This is a genomic window from Azonexus sp. IMCC34842, from assembly GCF_050368855.1.
GTDB classification, from domain to species: domain Bacteria; phylum Pseudomonadota; class Gammaproteobacteria; order Burkholderiales; family Rhodocyclaceae; genus Azonexus; species Azonexus denitrificans_A.
Genome location: NZ_CP178449.1, coordinates 568,919 through 586,866 on the forward strand (window position 1 = coordinate 568,919; position 17,948 = coordinate 586,866).

The following is a 17,948-nucleotide window of genomic DNA, read 5'->3' on the forward strand; positions in this document are numbered from 1 at the left end:
GCCATGCCGGCCGCCGTGAGCGAACTGAACGTCGTACCGCAACTCGATGTGGCCCGGTTGCGTCAGGATTTTCCGATCCTTGAGCGGTGGGTCGACGGGCATCCACTGGTCTACCTCGACAATGCCGCCACCACCCAGAAACCGTGGCCGGTGATCGAGGCCGAGCGCCACTACTACGCGCATTACAACGCCAATATCCACCGTGGCGTGCACCGTCTGAGCCAGGAGGCGACCGAGGCCTACGAAGGGGCGCGCGACAAGGTGCGGGCTTTCATCCAGGCGCCGGCCCGCGAGGAAATCGTCTTCACCCGCGGCACCACCGAGTCGATCAACCTGGTGGCGAACAGCTACGGCAACGGTTTGCGGGCCGGCGACGAAATCCTCGTCAGCGAAATGGAGCATCACTCCAACATCGTGCCGTGGCAACTGCTCTGCCAGCGCAGCGGCGCCGTGCTGCGGGTGGCGCCGATCGACGAGGCCGGCCAGCTCGATCTGGAACAGTTCGAAAAGCTGCTCAATCCGCGCACCCGGCTGCTGGCGATCACCCATATGTCGAATGCGCTGGGCACCATCAACCCGGTCAAGCAACTGGTCGCCATGGCCCACCGCGTCGGCGCCGTGGTGCTGGTCGATGGCGCGCAGGCGGTCGCTCACCTGCCGGTCGATGTGAGCGATCTCGGCTGCGACTTCTACGCTTTTTCCGGGCACAAGCTCTACGGCCCGACCGGCACCGGCGTGCTCTATGGCCGGGCCGCCCTGCTCGATGCCATGCCGCCCTGGCAGGGCGGTGGCGACATGATCCGCCAGGTCAGTTTTGCTGGTTCGAGCTGGAACGATCTGCCTTACAAATTCGAGGCCGGCACCCCGAATATCGCTGGCGGCATCGCCCTCGGGGTGGCCATCGACTACCTGCAGGCCGCCGATCGGCCGGCCATCGCGGCGCATGAGGCCGATCTGCTGGACTATGCGACCGGGCAGGCGCAGCACTGCGATGGCCTGCGGCTGATCGGCACGGCCGGCGACAAGGGGGCGATACTTTCCTTCACGCTGGCCGGCATCCATCCGCACGATATCGGCACCATCCTCGACGCCCAGGGCATCGCCGTGCGGACCGGCCATCATTGCGCCATGCCGGTGATGGATCGCTACCGGGTGCCGGCCACCGTGCGGGCCTCGTTCGCCCTCTACAACACGCGGAGCGAGGTCGATGCGCTGTTTGGCGGCCTGCGCAAGGTGCGGGAGATGTTCGCATGATCGCCGACCTGCACGATCTGTATCAGGAAGTGATCGTCGACCACGGCCGGCGGCCGCGCAATTTCGGTTCCTTGCCCGAAGCCAGCCACCGGGCTGAGGGCTTCAATCCGCTGTGCGGCGACCACCTCAACCTGCAGCTCAAGGTGGTCGACGGAATCATCCAGGACATCCGTTTCGACGGTGTCGGCTGCGCCATTTCGACCGCCTCAGCCTCGCTGATGAGCGAGGCCCTGAAAGGCCGCAGCGTCGCCGAGGCCGAAACCCTGTTCGACAGTTTTCACGCCATGCTCACCGGCGACCAGCCGGAAAGTCCCCCCGATCTCGGCAAACTGGCCGTGCTGGCCGGCGTGCGGAAGTTTCCGGCCCGTGTCAAATGCGCCACGCTGGCCTGGCATACGCTGCTCGCCGCGCTGCATCAGGCGCAGCAGCCGGTGACGACGGAGTAGATCGATGGCCGCGTCGACCAGCGAACTGGAACAAGCGGTCATCGCCCGCTTGCGGACCATTTTCGATCCGGAAATCCCGGTCAATATCTACGACCTCGGCCTGATCTACGAACTGACCATGGCGCCCGACAGCGGCGCCGTGCATATCCGGATGACCCTGACGGCGCCCGGCTGTCCGGTCGCCCAGACTTTTCCGGCGTTGGTCGCGGAGGCGGTCGGCGAGGTGCCCGGCGTTGAGGACGTGCAGGTCGAACTGGTCTGGCAGCCGCGCTGGGACAGGACGATGATGAGCGAGGCCGCCCGGCTGGAGCTTGGGTTGTTGTGAGCGAGGAGACGGAAAGTGGACGATTGGACCGATGTCGCCGCGGCGGCGGATATTCTCCCGGGCAGTTTTCGCCGACTCGACCTGAATGGCGTCGCGGTCGCGGTGTTCAATATCGACGGCCACTATTATGCGATCGAGGATGTCTGCAGCCACGAGGCGGAAACGCTCTCCGGCGGCCCGCTGAACAGTCTGGAAATAAGCTGCCCGCGCCACGCCGCGCGCTTTTCGCTGCGCACCGGCGAAGCGCTGTCGCCGCCGGCCTGCGAACCGATCACCATCTTTCCGGTGCGCGTCGAGGAGGGCCGGGTGCAGGTTCGTGACCATCGCTTCGACTGAGCCGCCGTGCATTGCGCGCTTGTGTTGGATAGCGTACGGACCGGACCCGGCGAACGTAGTAGCTTCTAGTGTGGACGCACGAGTGGCCCATGGTTCCAGTCAGGGGTTCCTCCACCCGTCGCTGCTGAATCCATCGGTCCTCGTGCGTTCAATCCCCTTCACTCAGCATTTTCCCCGCGTTAACTGGAAAGGCCAGTCATGAAGCTTGTTCGCATCTCCCGTCCCGCCGTAGCGGGCCTGCTCGTCGCCGTCAGCCTGGGGCTGGCCGCTTTTTCAACGATTGCCACGGCCCAGGAGCTGAAATTCAAACTCTCCGGCGCGGCGGAAGTGCCGCCGGTAGCGACCACGGCATCCGGTAACGGCGCCATCACGGTTGGCAAGGACATGACCGTCAGTGGTACGCTGATGACTTCCGGGATCAAGGCAAGCATGGCGCACATTCATCACGGCAAGGTCGGGACCAACGGTCCGGTGATCATTACGCTGACGAGCAGCAGCGACGACGTCTGGCGGGTGCCGGATGGCAGCAAGCTGAACGAAGCCGAGTACCGGGCGTATCTGGCCGGCGAGCTGTACGTCAATGTGCACAGCGAAAAATACAAGGGCGGCGAGCTGCGCGGGCAATTGCTGCCGGGCAAGCCGAGCAATGGCAAATAAGCCGCCGACGCGCCGGCGCTGGCCGGAGAAGCGATGAGCTTTCCGGTCGTCATCCAGCGAATCGCCGACGCCCCCTGGGTTTTCGTCACCGTGGTGGTCGGCCTCGTGCTGCTGAATCTGGCCGCCGCCATTCGCCTGCGCCACGACCGCAAGCTGAAAAGCCGCGCCCATGTCGATCGCCGCCGCCAGCCGCGGGGCGAGGCGGATCGCCGGTGGAGCGCCAAGCGGCTGGTCAAATGACGGCCGGGCTGGGCGGGGCCGTGCCGAGTAGCGGGAGCAGATCCTCACGGGCGACCGGCCGGCTGAACAGAAAGCCCTGGCCGCCGTCGCATCCCATTTTCTTGAGAATCGCCGCCTGCGCCGGGTATTCGATGCCTTCGGCAATGATTTCCATGCGCAGCGAGCCGGCCAGCGCGATGATCGCTTCGACGAAGGCGATGCCCTCGCTGTTGTCCGGCAGTTGAAGGATGAACGAGCGGTCGATCTTGATCCGGTCGATCGGCAGGTCGCGCAGCACGCTGAGCGAGGAATAGCCGGTCCCGAAATCGTCGATGCTGACGGTGATGCCGAAACTGTGCAGCTTGCCGAGGATTTCGACGCTGCGTTCGAGGACCTGCAAGGTGCTTTCGGTGATCTCCAGTTCCAGTGCGCTGGCCGGAAAACCGGTCCGCGCCAGCGTGTCGAGGACGGTGTCGATGAAGTCGTCACGCATGAACTCGCGCGCCGAGACATTGACCGCCAGACGCAGCTGCTGGCCGTCGTCGGCGGATAGTCCGGCCATTTCGCTGCAGGCCCGTTCGAGCACCCAGTGCCCGAGGCTGTCGATGACGCCGCTTTCCTCGGCCACCGGGATGAAGCGGATCGGGGGAATCATCCCCAGTTCCGGGTGCATCCAGCGGACCAGTGCCTCGACCCCGAAGGTCCGCCCGTCGGCCAGCGTGATCTGCGGCTGGTAATAGACGACCAGTTGATCTTCCTCGATGGCCCGCCGCAAGCCCTGTTCGAGGGTCATCCGTTCGGCGCTGCGGTCGGCCATTTCCTGCGAGTAGAAGCGATAGCGGTTGCGCCCGGCCTCCTTGGCCGAATACATGGCGATATCGGCGGCGCGCATCAGCAGGTGGCGATCGCTGCCATTGTCGGGATAGACGGCGATGCCGATGCTGCCGGACACGGTAATGCTGTCGCCGGCCAGGTTGACCGGGGCGCGCACCGTATTGAGGACCTTCTGGGCCAGTTCGGCGGCATAGGCGGCGCTGCTGTCGCCGGCCAGGATGACGAATTCGTCGCCGCCCAGCCGGGCGATCGTATCGGTGCTGCGCAGCGCGGCGCGCAGGCGGCTGGCCATGATGCGCAGCAGTTCGTCGCCGACGCTGTGGCCGAGGGTGTCGTTCACTACTTTGAAGCTGTCGAGATCGAGGAACAGCACCAGGCAGTGCTGCCTGTCGCGATGCGCCAGTTCGATCGCATGATCCAGCCGGTCGTCGAAGAGCAGGCGGTTGGGCAGGCCGGTCAGCGGGTCGTGGTGGGCCAGGTGATGGAACTTTTCTTCGGCGACATGCATGCCGCTGACGTCGGAGAAGGCCATCACGAAATTGCTCAGCCGCCCCTTGGTGTCGCGGACCACGCTCAAACTCTGCCAGGCCGGAAAGATCGCGCCACCGAGGCGCTGGCAATTGACCTCGCCTTGCCAGTAACCTTCCTCGCTGGCCGCGATATCGGCAAAGAAGCGCGCGCTGTCCGTCGCGTTGCGTTGGGCGCGGAGCAACACGTCGATATCGAAGCCGAGCGCATCGGCCTCGCTGTAGCCGGTAATTCGCGTAAACGCGGCGTTGACCGCACCAACCCGCCGCTCCGGATCGATAATCGCGATGCCTTCGGCCGAGGTGTGGAAAACGACGCTGGACTGGCGAAGCCGTTCGTCGGTCAGGTGACGTTCGGTAACGTCCTGCAGCACGCCGACGACGCGCCGATCGACGTTGGCGCCGGGGTAGGCCTTGACGTTCGCTTCGAGGAAATGCGGCCGGCCGTTGGGTACCGTGCAGAACTCGATGCAGGCCGGCAAGCCGCTGGCCAGAGCGCAGTCGAGGCTGGCCGCCACGCGGGCCCGATCATCGTCGCTGACGCGGTTGAGGAAAGACTCCCAGGATTCGTCTAGCGGCATCTGGCGGTCGCCAAACAGCGCACCCAAGTGACCGTCGCCATGCAGGCGCCGGGATAGCGGCAGCCATTCGATCACGCCGAGCGAGGCGGCATCCATCGCCAGTTTCAGGCGCAGTTCGCTATTCTCGACGGCGATTTCGACTTCCCGGCGGGCCAGCGCCATCTGGATCGAGGCGTGCAATTCGCGAATATCCCAGGGCTTGACCAGATAGCCAAAGGGCCGGCTGGCCAGGGCGCGTTGCAGGGTATCGTCCTCAGCGAAGGCGGTCAGGTAGATGATCGGGGTCTGGTGCTCCTCCTGAATCTTGATTGCCGCCTGCACGCCGTCCATGGCGCCTTCCAGGTGGATATCCATCAACACCAGGTCGGGGGCGATCTGGCCGATGCACTGCACGGCCTGTTCGCCGCTGCCGACCATCGCACCGACCCGGTAGCCGAGTGCTTGCAGCTGGTTCTTCAGATCGAAGGCGACGACGCGTTCGTCTTCGACCAGCATCAGGTTGATTTGTTTGTCTGTATTCATGATGCTCTCCGCCCGGTGGGGTTGCTCGGGAAGCGCAACGAAAAGCGCGGTCCCTGGTGGTCATGCACGGTAAAACTGCCGCCGAGCTGATCGGCGAGCAGGGGAACGAGTTGCAGACCCAGCGATTTCAGATTCGTCAGATCGAAGCTTGCCGGCAGACCGACGCCGTTGTCGGTCACGACCAGTTCGAGCTCGTCGCCCACGGCGAGCAGTTCGATGCGGACTTCGCCGGAGCGCCCGTCGGGGAAAGCGTGCTTGAAGGCATTGGTGACCAGTTCGTTGATGATCAGTCCGCACGGAATCGCCCGCTCGAAATCGAGGAACAGCGGGGTTTCCGGCAGTATCCGGCGCAGCGTGATACGCGCCCCGTCCTCGCGGTAGCTACCGATCAGCAGCTGGGCCAGGCGCTCCAAGTATTCGCCGAGATCGATCCGCGAGTAGTCCTTGCGTTCGTAGAGCAGTTGATGGGTCAGGGCCATCGCCCGGACGCGGCTCTGGCTCTCGGCCAGGATGGCGCGCAGGCGAGGGTCGCTGGTATGGGTTGCCTGCAGGTTGAGCAGGCTGGAAATGACCTGGAGGTTGTTCTTCACCCGGTGATGCACCTCGTTGAGCAACACCGTTTTTTCCTGCAGCGCATTTTCCAGTTTCTGCTGGGCCCGCTGGCGTTCGGTGATGTCGACGATGGAGGCGAGCACCATCGCCCCTTCCTCGGTTTCGATCGGGTTGAGGCCGATTTCAACCGGAAACTCGGTGCCGTCGGCGCGGCGGGCGAAGAGGTCGCGGCCGGCGCCCATCGGGCGGGCCTTGGGGACCTCGAGAAAGGACCCGCGGAAGTGCACATGTTCGCCGCGCAGCCGTTCCGGCACCAGCATCTCGACCAGTTCGCCGATCAAGGCGCTGCGCGGGTAGCCGAAAAGCTGCTCGGTCTGGGCGTTGACCAGAACCATGCGGCCGCTGCGCTCGATCATCACCATCGCGCTGGGGGCATATTCGACGACCCGGCGAAAGCGCTCTTCGAGCCGTTTGCGCTCGGTGATGTCGACAATCGCCGCGAGGACCATCGGGCCGCTATCGGAATCGATCGGGGTCAGGCCGATTTCGACCGGGAATTCGCTGCCGTCGCGGCGCCGCGCATAAAGATCGCGGCCGCTGCCCATCGGCCGCGGATGCGGTGCGGCGTAAAAGTCGCTGCGATAGGCCGGATGATGTCCGGCAAAGCGTTCCGGCACCAGCTTTTCGATCGGTTCACCGAGCAGCTCGTCGCGTGCATAGCCGAAAATCCGTTCCGCCTGGGCGTTGCTCAGGACGATGCTGCCCTTGGCATTGACCATGACGATCGCCGTCGGCGCCCATTCGACCACCCGGCGAAACGGGTCTTCTCCGACCGGGGATATGCCTGCCAGTAATTTTTCGTTCATGACCTGCCTTTTGGAAGTCAGCCATGGCGGCTCCATGGCGCAGCGCAAGGCGCCCGGATAGCACGCACACCTTTTGGATGGATGAATCGGCCAGGTGGTTCCCGGAATCGCTCAGCGACTTTCGGGCTTTGAGCCGCAGCGACGGTCAGCGGCGTTGATGGGCTGTGATGTTTGCGCTAGTCTCAGCGCCAATCAACGGCCTGTCCGGCCCAGCCAGGAGAGGAACGCCAGACCATGTACGAATCCCGACGCGAAGCGCCCATCTCGCCAGGCAACTTCCTGCTCCGGCTAATCGGCCACCTTGCCGTGGCCTTTGGCCTGTTGGCAACGTCGCTGGCCGTCGGCATGCTGGGCTACGTGCTGTTTGAGAACCTGTCGTGGATCGACGCCTTCCTGAATGCCGCCATGCTGCTGGGCGGCATGGGGCCGGTCGATCCGCCGCAGACCTCGGCCGGCAAGCTCTTTGCCGGGCTCTATGCGCTGTACGCCGGCTTGGCCTTCATCGTCACCGCCGCGCTGCTATTCACGCCGATACTGCATCGGCTGATGCACCATTTTCATTGGAACGAGAAGGTCTAGCCCGATGAAAACCGGCGACCGCTGGATCGTCTTCTTTGCCGCGACGCTCTTCGTGGCGTCGCAGCTGAATATCGTGCTCATGCTGGCGCCGCTTGAACCGAGCATCTTTGCGCTGCAACTGGCATTCAGCGCTGCGTCGTTCTGGTCGATTGTCGATACCTGGGGCGCCGCCGGACTCGCCCTTTATCGCGCGCACTTCGTCTTCGATAACCTCCATCCCTTCATCTACGGGGCTTTCGGCTATCTGCTGGTGGCCAGGTCATCGCTGTTTGCCGGCCTGTCCCCGGCAATTTATCGCGCCGCCCTGCTGATGCTGCCGCTTGCCGGCGTTTTCGACCTCTGCGAAAACGCCGCGCATATTCACCTGCTGGCACAGGCCCCTGGCAGTGGCGCGCTACTCATCGCGCTGTCGGCCAGTTGTGCGCTGCTGAAATGGGCCTTGGCATTGTTGTTTGCCCTGGTCGTGCTCGGCCAATTGGCCCGTCGCGCGCGGGCCGGGAAAACTGTCCGGCGTTAGCCGGCGCGGTCTTCAGCCTCAGGCGGGCGGGGGGCTGGCCGGCAACACCTGTTCGGCAACCATGAACAGTTCCCGTTCTTCAAACCGAACGTGGGCCCGCAGTTGTTCGGCAAAGGCTGGCAGGCTGGCGAGATCGCCGGCGGCGATCCGGTCGACCAACTTACGCAGTTGGCGGTGCTCGGCCAAGGTCCGGTTGACCAGCGCTGCTTCGCCGGCCAGCAGCAGTTGCGGCAACAGGCTGCTTTCTTCTTCCTGGAAATGCGCCTCCAGCTCTTCGCGAAAGATCGTCGGTACCTTGACCTGCAGGGCAGCCAGGGTGGCCGCATCGCCGCCGCGCTCGATGCGCAGGGCGAGGCTGAGGGCCGTGTGGTGTTCGCGGGAGAGCTTGATCAGGGCCGCTGAGCGTTTCATGGCGTTGCCTTTCGCTGAGAGACGGCGCCCCGCGCCACGCTGACCAGCAGGGTCAGGACGAATAGCGCCAGACTGAGCGCATTGAGCAGCGCGCCGCTCTGGCGCCACCGCGCGAAGTCGCCGAGATTGCCGACGCTGCGGGCGAGCAGCGAGAGGTGCAGGGCGGCCAGCGGCAGGTAGAAGAACGGGTGGTAAGGAATCTTGACCCGCATCACCGCCGGGAAAATGATCGGCGCATGGCCGATGACCATCGAGAAGACGAAACCGAGAAAAATCGCGTGCAAGGCGCTGTCCCGCCACGGATGGCCGGGTTCGAAGGCGCCGGTCGTGCCGAGCAGGGCGCCGAAGGCCAGCCAGCCATAGCCGGCGAGCAGGCAGCTGGCGACGAAGCGGGTCAGGCCGGCCTGTTTTACCGTGCGCCGGGCGATGTCGTAGTGCAGCAGCCAGGCGGCCAGCAGCAGCAAGCCAACGGCCAGCAGCCGGCTGCCTGGCCCGGCGGCGAACGGGAGCATGGCGGCGGCGCCGCAGACGAGCAGCAGGATGGCGATGAACAGCCGGCGCCCGACCGGTTTGGCGGGCATGAAGCGGGTCAGTTCGAGGCGTTCGCCAGCGATGGTCAGAACCAGGAAACTCATCCAGTACAACACCGCCGAGCCGATCTCCAGCGTAAACAGCCAGCGCAGATTGCCGGCCAGCCAGGCGAGGGCGCCGAGCAGCAGCGTGACGGTGAACAGCGCCGGCATTTGCCGATAGACGGTCAGGCTGGCTGCGACAAAGCAGCAGCCGGCCAGCGAGAATAGCGCGGGGGCGAGCCACCACGGGCCCTGCGCCAAAAAGGCGATGCCGCCGAGCACGGCACCGAGCGGCGCGAGATAAGGCCACAGGCGGTGCAGGGCGACGGCCCGTTCGAGACAGATCACGGTGCCGAAAAAGCCGGCGATCATCAGCGCGCCGTGGCCACCGGCCCGTACCTGGGCGAACAGCGGGACGTCGACGGCCAGCCGGGCCAGGCCGCCGAGCACGCCGATCACCAGGCTGGCCATGCCCATCAGCAGCAGCGGCAGGCGCCAGGCCGGCGGAAGCTCGCGGAAAATCATGCCGCTACCAGCCGAGGTTCTCGCGCGCCTTGTCGCTCATCATCGTCGGGTCCCAGGGCGGATTCCACACCAGATCGATGCTGACCGCGCAGGTTTCCGGCAAGGCAGCGTGCAAGGCCGCCTCGGCATCGGCGATCACCAGGTCGCTGAGCGGGCAGGCGGGCGAGGTCATGGTCAGGTCTACCTTGACCGCTGCCGGACTGACTGCGACGTTGTAGACCAGCCCGAGATCGACGATGTTGACGCCCACCTCGGGGTCGACGACGACCCGCAGCACGTCGCGCAGTTGATCGGGGGTCGGGAGGGGATTGGATGCTGCGTTCATGTCGGCCTTAAGGTGTAAAGTTTATGCCGGTTCAAATTAGCACCCGCCCGACTTTTAAGCAATTGCCCCCGTCAAATCCGCTGCCAGATCGTCACTTCGGACAGCGTGTGCTGGAATTTCCGTTTCGTTTCGCGGATCACGAAGGGTACCGAACGGGGCCCGTCGACCAGCCGGAAATGACCGCCCAGCATGGCTTTCAGGCCGTTCAGCGTGGTCACGTTTTCGCCGTCCCGCTTGAAGCCGCCGACCCATTCTTCGCGTCTGGTATGTTCCGCCAGCCAGGTGTAGGGCGAGGCGAGCAACAGCAGGCCGCCGGGATTGAGGCGCTCATGCACGGTTTTCAGGAAGGCTGCCGGGCTGTACAGCCGGTCGATCAGGTTGGCCGCCAGAATCAGGTCGTAGCCGGTGAATACCGGCTTCAGGTTGCAGGCGTCGCCCTGGAAGAATTCGACCTTGGCCGCCACATCGGCCAGGCCGAGCGCGCCCAGCGCGCACTCCTTGTAGGCGACCAGCTCGCCTTCCTCGACCAGCGTGTAGCGTAGGCGGCCCTGTTCCTGGAGCTGGGTGCCGACGCCGATGAAGCGGGCCGAGAAGTCGATGCCGGTGACCTGATCGAAATGCCGGGCCAGCTCGAACGTGGCGCGGCCGGTGGCACAGCCGAGATCGAGCGCCTTGCCGGCCGGTTTGCCGGCCATCGCCTCGATGGCCAGCCGGGCGAGGGCGCGCGGGAAGTTGGGTACGGCGAAATATTCGTCGCCGTAGTGGAATTCGATGTACTCCGAGATCAGCCGGTCGGTTTCGTAATGCGAGGCCGGCTGGCTGGCCGGCGCGTCGGCGACGACATAGCGAAAACCGGCGTGCTGGAAGAAATGGCGGCGGAAGGCGTAGCGCGATTGCGGCACGGCGGCATTGCCGCAGGAAATCCACGAGCCGCCCTTGAGCAGGTTGTGACGGTCGTCGAAAGTCGGCGTCGTGAAGTCGTCGTAGATCGGATGGACGGCAAAGCCATCGTACGGATAGGTCGGCGTTTCCAGCCATTGCCAGACATTGCCGATGACGTCGAACAGCGGGCCATGGGCAAACTGGCCGACCGGACAGGCCGAGGCGTAATGATCCAGTTCGATGTTGGCGGCGGCCGGGGGGGCGAGCGGCAGGTCGCCGGTGCCGGCAAAATGCCGCATCGCCTGCCATTCATCTTCGCTCGGCAGGCGTACCGGCTGGCCGGTGCGGCGGGCCTGCCAGTTACAGAAGGCCTTGGCCTCGTGGTAATTGGTTTCCACCGGCCAGTCCCAGGGCATCGCCACTTCTTCCAGCATCAGCCGGAGGCGCCACTGGCTGCCATCCTTGATCCAGAAAGTCGGCTGGCTGGCCTGGGCGAATTTTTTCCAGGCCAGCCCTTCGGCCGGCCACAGCGAGTCGTCGGCATAACCGCCGGCGTCGACGAAGGCGAGAAATTCCTGATTGGAAACGAGATGACGGCTGGCCTGGAAGGCGCCGGTGGACGCCTCATGGCGGCCGAATTCGTTATCCCAGCCGTAGATTTCCGGATTGCTCCGCTCGCGGCCGACCCGGAAACTGGCGGCCGGGACGTCGACCAGCCCGTTCTGCGGCGCCGCCGCGCTGCTCCGGCAAGGCTCCCAGGCCGGGTGCGGCTGGACATAGCACAATCGATGCTGGCGGATCAGTACCGACGAGGTTTCCAGATGGATGCGTTCGTGCTCGATCCCCATCACGATGATCCACCACGGGTGGTCCCAGGTGATAGGCAGGCTCAGCGGCGCCGTCCGGATCAGCTGGTCTACCGCGGCCCGCACCTGTTGCCGGTAGGCGCGAACGGCGTCGATGGTCGGCCAGTCGTAGCGCACCTCGTTGAGGTCATCCCAGCTCATTTCATCGACGCCGATGGCGAACATCGATTCGAACTTCGGATCGATGCGCTGCGCCAGCAGGCCGGCCAGCACCAGCTTGTTGATGAAGAAGGTGGCGGTATGGCCGAAATAGAAAATCAGCGGGTGACGCAGCGCAATCGGCTTGACGTAGTACGCCTCGGCGCCGTTCAGCACCTCGAACAGTTGTTCGTAGCGATCGAAGGTGGCGTGAAAGTAGTCGAGGATCTGCCGGCGCGTTTGCTCGGCATCGTGGCCCGCCAACAAGGGCGTTCTGGGGAAAGCGGTCTGCTTCATGCTGGTTCCGGATCGAGAGTTGTTTTCGAGGGGCGAGTCCGATTTTAAGTTCAAAACCGGCTGGGCGTCGGATGATGATTGCCGTGCCGGCGATCGGGTGAGCCGCCGGCGCAGGTAACAGTTGATCGGTCCGGCGAAAAGCCGCAACATGCTGCCCCTTCTGCCGATCATCAGGCCAGCGTCTGCGGCATCACCCCGACCGGAACGGAATCCAGCCATGACAGACAACACAATGAACGAGGCCGACTCGGTCTTCGAGCCGCTGCTCTGGCGCAACAAGGGGTGGACGGCGCGGGTCATCAAGAATGAAGACGACGAAGGCTGGGCCGTGGCGATGATCAAGGACGGCGAATCCGAACCAGCGCTGGTCGGCCCGTGGACAATGGGGCGCGACAAGAAGAATCCCAAGCCGCTCGATGCCACGGCTTTCGGTACGCTGGTCAAGACGGCTTCGGAAGTGCTGCGCCGCCATGAGCACCATCTGCATGCCATGCTGCACCAGAAAATCTCGGTGGCGACGCCATCCGGCCGCCTCACCATCAGCCTCGACATCGTTCCCGACGAAGACGATCCGCACGCCGTGCTCGGCGCCTCGGGGGCCGATGGCGAACTGCTCGCCGAGGTGCGTGTCGGGCCGCAGTTCAAGCTTGGCATGGCCAGCGCCACGGCCTGGATCGACGACGAGTTCCGCCAGCCCGACTGACCGGCTGGGCCCGACTCAGCGATCGAACCGCCGCACCTCCAGGGCGTGCCGGCGATTTCCTGTTCGGCTGGTGAAGACGTAAGATTGACCTTATTTTTAGGCGCCCGATGATGAAATACCTGCTGTTGTTTGCCTTGCTCGCGGTTGTCTGGTGGAGCTGGAAGAAGCGCAGTGCGATACCGCCGCCGGAGGCCAAGGTCCGGCGCGATCCGGCGCCGGAAAAAATGCTGGTTTGCGCCCATTGCGGGGTCCATATGCCGGAGAGCGATAGCGTCGTCGATGGTCAGGCCGTTTATTGCAGCCCGGCGCATCGCGATGCGGCGCGCGCCGCGCGGTCCTGATGACCGACTGGCTTTCCTCGACCTGGGAGCCCAACTGGCGCTCCTTCCAGTACTTCAATACCTACCGCCTGGTGCTGGCCAGCCTGATCTTTCTGACCATGCTGTTCCCGCACGAATGGACGGCGCGGCTCAATCTGCTGCCGTCGCCCGGTATTTTTGCGCTGACCGGCGGCTACATGCTCGGAGTGATCGGCGGGCTGCTGCTGTCGACTTATTGGCAAAAACGCTTCAACTTCCAGTTGTCGTTGCAGGTGCTGTTCGACGTCACCGTGGTCAGCCTGATGATGTATCTCGCCGGCGGGGTCGGCAGCGGCCTCGGCATCCTGCTGCTGGTCTCGCTGGCGGCGGCCAGTCTGGTCGGGCGCGGCCGGCTGGTCTTGTTCTACGCCGCGCAGGCGACGCTGGCGGTGCTGTCCAGCGAGATCTACGGGGTCTTTGCCGCCGATTTCGATTCGGCTTCGGTGGTCCAGGCCGGCTTTCTGTCGGCCGGTTTTTTTGCTACCGCCATCCTCGCCCGGCTGCTCGGCCAGCGGGCGATGGTCAATGAAGATCTGGCGCGGCGGCGTGGCATCGCGCTCGACAACCAGATCCGCATCAGTCAGCGCGTCGTCGAACGGATGCAGGATGGTGTGCTGATCGTTGGCGCCAATGGCCTGGTCGTCCGGCACAATCCGGTGGCCCGGACAATGCTCGGCTTGCCGGAGGCGGGCGCGGTGAGTCTGACGTCCAGTGCGCCGGCCCTGGCCGCCGCGCTGGACGCCTGGGGGGCGGGCGCCGGCCATGAGGCGGTGCAGTTTTGCGCGGCGGAAGGGGGCGAGCTGCACGCCCGTTTTGCCCGAACCACCAGTTCCGACGGCGAGGTCCTGGTCTTTCTCGAAGATGTCGGGCGGCTCAAGGATCGCGCCCAGCAGATGAAACTGGCTTCGCTCGGACGGCTGACCGCCAGCATCGCCCACGAAATCCGCAATCCGCTGTCGGCTATCAGCCATGCCGGCGAATTGCTGCGCGAGGAGCGTCGCGGGGAAATGCAGGATCGCCTGTTGCGCATCCTGAACGACAACGTCGTCCGTCTCGACCGCATCGTCAAGGACGTGCTGGAACTCGGTCGGCAACAGCGGGCCCAGCCGGAACTGGTGCATCTCGACGAGTTTTGCAGCGCCTTCGTCGAACACTTCCTGGCGGCCGAAAATCTGCCGGCCGACGCGGTCCGCCTGGAGATGTCCGCCGGCTCGGCCATCTGTTTCGACCGGTCGCACCTGCATCAGGTCTTGTGGAATCTGGTCAGCAACGGCTTTCGCCATTCCAGCCGCGGCCCGGGGGCGGTGCGCATCGCCACGGTCGGTGCAAATGGCGAGGGGCGGGTAGAATTGCATGTCGTGGACGATGGTCCCGGCGTCCCGGAGTCGGTTCGCGAGCAGGTATTCGAGCCGTTCTTCACGACCCACCACCAGGGCACCGGGCTGGGGTTGTTCATCGCCCGCGAGTTGTGCGTGGCCAACGGGGCCAGCCTGCAACTGGCGTCAGCGCCGAGTGGCGGGCATTTCATTATTGTTGGGAGAAACGACACGTGTCTGTTGCCAGAACCGAACGACGTCCGCGCGGCGAACTGACGCGGATTCTTGTCGTCGATGACGAAGCCGATATCCGCGAACTGATCGACCTGACGCTGGCCCGCATGGGACTGGCCGCCGAGTGCGTCGGTTCGGTGGCCGAGGCGCGGGCGGCACTGAGCGCCGGGAGCTTTCAGCTGTGTCTGACCGATATGCGCCTGCCGGACGGCGAGGGGCTGGATATCGTCCGCCATATTGGCGAGCATCATGCCCAGACGCCAGTCGCCGTGATCACCGCCTTCGGCAGCGCCGAGAATGCGGTGGCCGCGCTGAAGGCCGGGGCGTTCGACTATCTGGCCAAACCGGTTGGCCTCGAGCAGCTGCGTGCCCTGGTCAAATCGGCGCTGCGCCTGCCGGATGGCGGGTCTGAGAGCGTCGATCCCCTGCAGTCGCTGATCGGCGATTCGCCGAGCATGCAGCAGGTGCGGGCGATGATCGAGAAGCTGGCGCGCAGCCAGGCGCCGATCTACATTTCCGGCGAATCAGGCAGCGGCAAGGAACTGGCGGCCCGCCTGATCCATACGCGCAGCGCGCGCAGCGCCGGGCCGTTCGTCCCGGTGAATTGCGGGGCGATTCCGGAAAACCTGATGGAGAGCGAGTTCTTCGGTTACCGGAAAGGCGCTTTCACCGGCGCCGACAGCGACCGCGAAGGTTTCTTCCAGGCGGCCAACGGCGGCACGCTGTTTCTCGACGAAGTGGCCGATCTGCCGCTCGCCATGCAGGTCAAACTGCTCCGCGCCATTCAGGAAAAGCGTGTCCGCAAGGTCGGCTGCGTCGCCGAGGAGGCCGTCGATGTGCGGATCATCTGCGCGACGCACCGCAATTTGCGCGACTGCGTCGACAAAGGCAGTTTCCGCCAGGATTTGTATTACCGCCTGAATGTCATCGAATTGCGCATGCCGCCGCTGCGCGAGCGGGTCGAAGACATCGCGCCGCTGGTCGACTCGATCCTCCGCCGCCTCTGTGGCGAGGCGCATCCGCGTTTGTCGGCCGGAGCCTTGAAGGCGCTCGAGTTGTACTCCTTCCCCGGCAATGTGCGTGAACTGGAAAACATCCTAGAGCGCGCCACCGCGCTCAGTTCGAGCGACGGCATCGAGGGCGAGGATCTCCATCTTGATCCGGAAGAAGCGGCCGACGAGGCCGTCGGGCGCGGCAGCGAAACGCTCGACGACTACCTGAATCGCCTGGAGCGCCAGGCCATCCTCGAAGCCTTGCAGAAAACCGAGGGCAACCGCACGGCGGCGGCCCGCCTGCTCGGGGTGACGTTCCGCTCGATGCGCTATCGCCTGGAACGGCTGGGCATCGACTGATGAACTGGCAGGCCAACGGCTGGCTGGAGGGGGTGACTTGGCTGGCGTCGCCGAATTTCGGCGAGCGGCCGGTTGGCGCGGTGTCGCTGGTCGTCATCCATAACATCAGCCTGCCGCCCGACGAATTCGGCGGCGACTGGGTCGAGAAATTCTTTCTCAACCAGCTTGATCCGGCGGCCCACCCGTACTTCGCAACGATCGCCGATCTCCAGGTCTCGGCGCATTTCTATGTCCGGCGCGACGGCCGGGTCATCCAGTTTGTCGGCTGCGACCAGCGCGCCTGGCATGCCGGCAATTCGTGCTGGGGCGAACGCGACAACTGCAACGACTACTCGGTGGGGATCGAGCTGGAAGGTTCTGATACGCAGCCTTTCAGCGGCGCCCAGTATGCCGCTCTGTGGCCCCTGCTCGATGCCGTGCAGGCACGCTACCCGATTGCCGCCGTCGCCGGTCACTGCCACGTGGCGCCCGGGCGGAAGAGCGATCCGGGGCCTTGTTTCGACTGGGCGGCGCTGGCCGCCCGTTATCCGGCGCTGGCTTTACCGGCCGAAGTAGCGGCGTAGGCGCTCGGCCGCTTCGGCCAGCCGGTCGACGCCGGTGGTGTAGGCAAAACGGATGTGTTTTTCCGGTTCGTTGCTGCCGAAATCCAGTCCCGGCGTTGCCGCAACCCCGGTCTTTTCGAGCAGGTCGCGGGCCAGCGCGAAACTGTCGCCGCTCAGCGCCGAACAATCGCAATACAGGTAAAAGGCGCCTTCCGGCCGGGCGGTGATCCGGAAGCCGATGCTTTCCAGGGCCGGCGCCAGGAAATCGCGGCGCTTGCGGAACTCACTGCGACGCGCTTCGAGGATCGCGATGGTGGCCGGCTCGAAGGCCGCCAGCGCGGCGTACTGGGCTGGCGTCGACGGGCAGAGCACGAGGTTCTGGGCGAGTTTCTCGACATCGCGGACATAGGGCTCGGGGATGACCATCCAGCCAAGGCGCCAGCCGGTCATCTGGAAATACTTCGAGAAACTGTTGATGACCCAGATGTCCTCGCCGGCGGCGCAGGCGGAGGGGGCGTTACATTCGTAAGTCAGACCATGGTAAATCTCGTCGACCAGGAAGTGAGCGTTCTTTTGGCGGCAGACGGCGGCGAGCGCCCGGATTTCATCCAGCGTCAGCAGCGTGCCGGTCGGGTTGGCCGGCGAGGCGACGAGCAGGCCGGCGGTTTGCGCCGTCCAGTGTTGCTGCAGCAATTCGGGCGTCGGCTGGAAGTTGGTTTGCGGGCCGACCGGGATGTTCAGCGGTCGCCCTTCGTAAGTGCGCAAAATGTGTCGGTTGCACGGGTAGCCCGGGTCGGCTAGCAGCCATTCGCTGCCCGGATCGGCCAGGCAGGCGAAAGCCAGGTTGAGCGCGCCGGAAGCGCCGTTGGTCACCGCGATGCGGCTGGCCGGCACCGCGACGCCGTAGCGCTGACGATAAAAGCCGGCGATCGCCTCGCGCAGTTCGGGCAGGCCGAGCGCCTCGGTGTACAGCGTCTTGCCGCCTTGAATCGCTGCGATGGCCGCCTTGGCGATCGGTTCCGGCGTCGGGAAGTCGGGTTCGCCGACTTCCATGTGAATGATGTCGCGGCCTTCGGCTTCGAGCTGGCGGGCGCGGGTCAGCAGTTCGACGACATGGAAAGGGGCGATCTCGGCGATGCGTTGAGCGGGACGATACATAAGGCTCTCCAAATGAAAACGGCCACCCGCAGGTGGCCGTTCGATCATAGCTT

At 64.8% G+C, this 17,948-nt stretch carries 20 protein-coding genes; 13 read left to right on the forward strand and 7 right to left on the reverse strand.

The features are described 5' to 3' along the window. The first annotated feature begins 3 nt into the window (after positions 1-3). The 6 genes from ACLIKD_RS02665 (at position 4) to ACLIKD_RS02690 (ending at position 3,258) form a co-directional block, all read left to right on the forward strand. A complete protein-coding gene (locus tag ACLIKD_RS02665; protein ID WP_428827063.1) occupies positions 4-1,254 on the forward strand; it encodes an aminotransferase class V-fold PLP-dependent enzyme in 1,251 nt (416 codons plus the stop codon). After that, entirely contained in the window at positions 1,251-1,700 is a 450-nt protein-coding gene (gene sufU / locus ACLIKD_RS02670; protein ID WP_428827064.1) for a Fe-S cluster assembly sulfur transfer protein SufU, read from the forward strand. The genes ACLIKD_RS02665 and sufU overlap by 4 nt, the downstream gene beginning before the upstream one ends. Positions 1,701-1,704: 4 nt before the next feature. Next, entirely contained in the window at positions 1,705-2,025 is a 321-nt protein-coding gene (locus ACLIKD_RS02675) for a DUF59 domain-containing protein (RefSeq protein ID WP_428827065.1), read from the forward strand. A gap of 15 nt (positions 2,026-2,040) precedes the next feature. Next, complete coding sequence (locus ACLIKD_RS02680) at positions 2,041-2,361, forward strand: non-heme iron oxygenase ferredoxin subunit (RefSeq protein ID WP_428827066.1); 321 nt, start codon at positions 2,041-2,043, stop codon at positions 2,359-2,361. Positions 2,362-2,559: 198 nt separating this feature from the next. Continuing rightward, positions 2,560-3,018, forward strand: a complete 459-nt coding sequence (locus ACLIKD_RS02685; protein ID WP_428827067.1) for a CHRD domain-containing protein — start codon at positions 2,560-2,562, stop codon at positions 3,016-3,018. Between the two features lie 33 nt (positions 3,019-3,051). Beyond that, entirely contained in the window at positions 3,052-3,258 is a 207-nt protein-coding gene (locus ACLIKD_RS02690; protein WP_226418754.1) for a hypothetical protein, read from the forward strand. Here ACLIKD_RS02690 and ACLIKD_RS02695 read toward each other — a convergent pair. Then, positions 3,251-5,701 carry a two-component system response regulator gene (locus ACLIKD_RS02695; RefSeq protein ID WP_428827068.1) on the reverse strand — a complete coding sequence of 817 codons (2,451 nt, stop codon included), beginning with the start codon at positions 5,699-5,701 and terminating at the stop codon, positions 3,251-3,253. The genes ACLIKD_RS02690 and ACLIKD_RS02695 overlap by 8 nt on opposite strands. After that, the gene (locus ACLIKD_RS02700; RefSeq protein WP_428827069.1) at positions 5,698-7,119 is read right to left on the reverse strand and encodes a sensor histidine kinase; all 1,422 of its coding nucleotides are present in this window, start codon (positions 7,117-7,119) and stop codon (positions 5,698-5,700) included. Before ACLIKD_RS02700 ends, ACLIKD_RS02695 begins: the two co-directional genes overlap by 4 nt. A 234-nt stretch (positions 7,120-7,353) precedes the next feature. Here ACLIKD_RS02700 and ACLIKD_RS02705 point away from each other — a divergent pair, with 234 nt between their 5' ends. Both ACLIKD_RS02705 and ACLIKD_RS02710 read left to right on the forward strand, forming a co-directional pair. Next, on the forward strand, positions 7,354-7,698 hold the full coding sequence (locus tag ACLIKD_RS02705) for a hypothetical protein (RefSeq protein ID WP_428827070.1): 345 nt from the start codon (positions 7,354-7,356) through the stop codon (positions 7,696-7,698). 4 nt (positions 7,699-7,702) lie between these two features. After that, on the forward strand, positions 7,703-8,215 hold the full coding sequence (locus ACLIKD_RS02710) for a hypothetical protein (protein ID WP_428827071.1): 513 nt from the start codon (positions 7,703-7,705) through the stop codon (positions 8,213-8,215). Positions 8,216-8,233: 18 nt separating this feature from the next. Here ACLIKD_RS02710 and ACLIKD_RS02715 read toward each other — a convergent pair whose 3' ends face one another. From ACLIKD_RS02715 to ovoA, 4 genes are all read right to left on the reverse strand, one after another. Beyond that, positions 8,234-8,626 carry a hemerythrin domain-containing protein gene (locus tag ACLIKD_RS02715; protein WP_428827072.1) on the reverse strand — a complete coding sequence of 131 codons (393 nt, stop codon included), beginning with the start codon at positions 8,624-8,626 and terminating at the stop codon, positions 8,234-8,236. After that, a complete protein-coding gene (locus ACLIKD_RS02720; protein WP_428827073.1) occupies positions 8,623-9,723 on the reverse strand; it encodes a hypothetical protein in 1,101 nt (366 codons plus the stop codon). Before ACLIKD_RS02720 ends, ACLIKD_RS02715 begins: the two co-directional genes overlap by 4 nt. Before the next feature lie 4 nt (positions 9,724-9,727). Next, on the reverse strand, positions 9,728-10,048 hold the full coding sequence (locus tag ACLIKD_RS02725; protein ID WP_428827074.1) for a metal-sulfur cluster assembly factor: 321 nt from the start codon (positions 10,046-10,048) through the stop codon (positions 9,728-9,730). Between the two features lie 71 nt (positions 10,049-10,119). Further along, positions 10,120-12,231 (reverse strand): 5-histidylcysteine sulfoxide synthase, encoded by a 2,112-nt coding sequence (gene ovoA / locus ACLIKD_RS02730; protein ID WP_428827075.1) that lies wholly within the window; start codon positions 12,229-12,231, stop codon positions 10,120-10,122. A gap of 217 nt (positions 12,232-12,448) precedes the next feature. Between ovoA and ACLIKD_RS02735 the strand changes: the two genes are divergently transcribed. The 5 genes from ACLIKD_RS02735 to ampD all read left to right on the forward strand — a co-directional run bounded on the left by ACLIKD_RS02735 (position 12,449) and on the right by ampD (position 16,758). Then, on the forward strand, positions 12,449-12,934 hold the full coding sequence (locus ACLIKD_RS02735) for a hypothetical protein (protein WP_226418763.1): 486 nt from the start codon (positions 12,449-12,451) through the stop codon (positions 12,932-12,934). Positions 12,935-13,041: 107 nt separating this feature from the next. After that, entirely contained in the window at positions 13,042-13,275 is a 234-nt protein-coding gene (locus ACLIKD_RS02740; RefSeq protein ID WP_226418764.1) for a PP0621 family protein, read from the forward strand. Continuing rightward, on the forward strand, positions 13,275-14,885 hold the full coding sequence (locus ACLIKD_RS02745) for a sensor histidine kinase (protein WP_428827076.1): 1,611 nt from the start codon (positions 13,275-13,277) through the stop codon (positions 14,883-14,885). The genes ACLIKD_RS02740 and ACLIKD_RS02745 overlap by 1 nt, the downstream gene beginning before the upstream one ends. Further along, positions 14,843-16,195, forward strand: a complete 1,353-nt coding sequence (locus ACLIKD_RS02750; RefSeq protein WP_428827077.1) for a sigma-54-dependent transcriptional regulator — start codon at positions 14,843-14,845, stop codon at positions 16,193-16,195. Before ACLIKD_RS02745 ends, ACLIKD_RS02750 begins: the two co-directional genes overlap by 43 nt. Further along, complete coding sequence (gene ampD / locus ACLIKD_RS02755; protein ID WP_428827078.1) at positions 16,195-16,758, forward strand: 1,6-anhydro-N-acetylmuramyl-L-alanine amidase AmpD; 564 nt, start codon at positions 16,195-16,197, stop codon at positions 16,756-16,758. Before ACLIKD_RS02750 ends, ampD begins: the two co-directional genes overlap by 1 nt. On the opposite strand, the gene ACLIKD_RS02760 is transcribed toward ampD, so the two are convergent. Beyond that, a complete protein-coding gene (locus ACLIKD_RS02760) occupies positions 16,735-17,895 on the reverse strand; it encodes a pyridoxal phosphate-dependent aminotransferase (RefSeq protein WP_428827079.1) in 1,161 nt (386 codons plus the stop codon). The two genes, ampD and ACLIKD_RS02760, sit on opposite strands and share 24 nt — an antisense overlap. Positions 17,896-17,948 lie beyond the last annotated feature (53 nt).

Bases quoted from the DNA above. Each gene is read 5' to 3' on its own strand.
- ACLIKD_RS02665 (WP_428827063.1), top strand. From the start codon at position 4: ATGCCGGCCGCCGTGAGCGAACTGAACGTCGTACCGCAACTCGATGTG.
- sufU (WP_428827064.1), top strand. From the start codon at position 1,251: ATGATCGCCGACCTGCACGATCTGTATCAGGAAGTGATCGTCGACCAC.
- ACLIKD_RS02675 (WP_428827065.1), top strand. From the start codon at position 1,705: ATGGCCGCGTCGACCAGCGAACTGGAACAAGCGGTCATCGCCCGCTTG.
- ACLIKD_RS02685 (WP_428827067.1), top strand. From the start codon at position 2,560: ATGAAGCTTGTTCGCATCTCCCGTCCCGCCGTAGCGGGCCTGCTCGTC.
- ACLIKD_RS02690 (WP_226418754.1), top strand. From the start codon at position 3,052: ATGAGCTTTCCGGTCGTCATCCAGCGAATCGCCGACGCCCCCTGGGTT.
- ACLIKD_RS02695 (WP_428827068.1), bottom strand. From the start codon at position 5,701: ATGAATACAGACAAACAAATCAACCTGATGCTGGTCGAAGACGAACGC.
- ACLIKD_RS02700 (WP_428827069.1), bottom strand. From the start codon at position 7,119: ATGAACGAAAAATTACTGGCAGGCATATCCCCGGTCGGAGAAGACCCG.
- ACLIKD_RS02705 (WP_428827070.1), top strand. From the start codon at position 7,354: ATGTACGAATCCCGACGCGAAGCGCCCATCTCGCCAGGCAACTTCCTG.
- ACLIKD_RS02710 (WP_428827071.1), top strand. From the start codon at position 7,703: ATGAAAACCGGCGACCGCTGGATCGTCTTCTTTGCCGCGACGCTCTTC.
- ACLIKD_RS02715 (WP_428827072.1), bottom strand. From the start codon at position 8,626: ATGAAACGCTCAGCGGCCCTGATCAAGCTCTCCCGCGAACACCACACG.
- ACLIKD_RS02720 (WP_428827073.1), bottom strand. From the start codon at position 9,723: ATGATTTTCCGCGAGCTTCCGCCGGCCTGGCGCCTGCCGCTGCTGCTG.
- ACLIKD_RS02725 (WP_428827074.1), bottom strand. From the start codon at position 10,048: ATGAACGCAGCATCCAATCCCCTCCCGACCCCCGATCAACTGCGCGAC.
- ovoA (WP_428827075.1), bottom strand. From the start codon at position 12,231: ATGAAGCAGACCGCTTTCCCCAGAACGCCCTTGTTGGCGGGCCACGAT.
- ACLIKD_RS02735 (WP_226418763.1), top strand. From the start codon at position 12,449: ATGACAGACAACACAATGAACGAGGCCGACTCGGTCTTCGAGCCGCTG.
- ACLIKD_RS02740 (WP_226418764.1), top strand. From the start codon at position 13,042: ATGATGAAATACCTGCTGTTGTTTGCCTTGCTCGCGGTTGTCTGGTGG.
- ACLIKD_RS02745 (WP_428827076.1), top strand. From the start codon at position 13,275: ATGACCGACTGGCTTTCCTCGACCTGGGAGCCCAACTGGCGCTCCTTC.
- ampD (WP_428827078.1), top strand. From the start codon at position 16,195: ATGAACTGGCAGGCCAACGGCTGGCTGGAGGGGGTGACTTGGCTGGCG.
- ACLIKD_RS02760 (WP_428827079.1), bottom strand. From the start codon at position 17,895: ATGTATCGTCCCGCTCAACGCATCGCCGAGATCGCCCCTTTCCATGTC.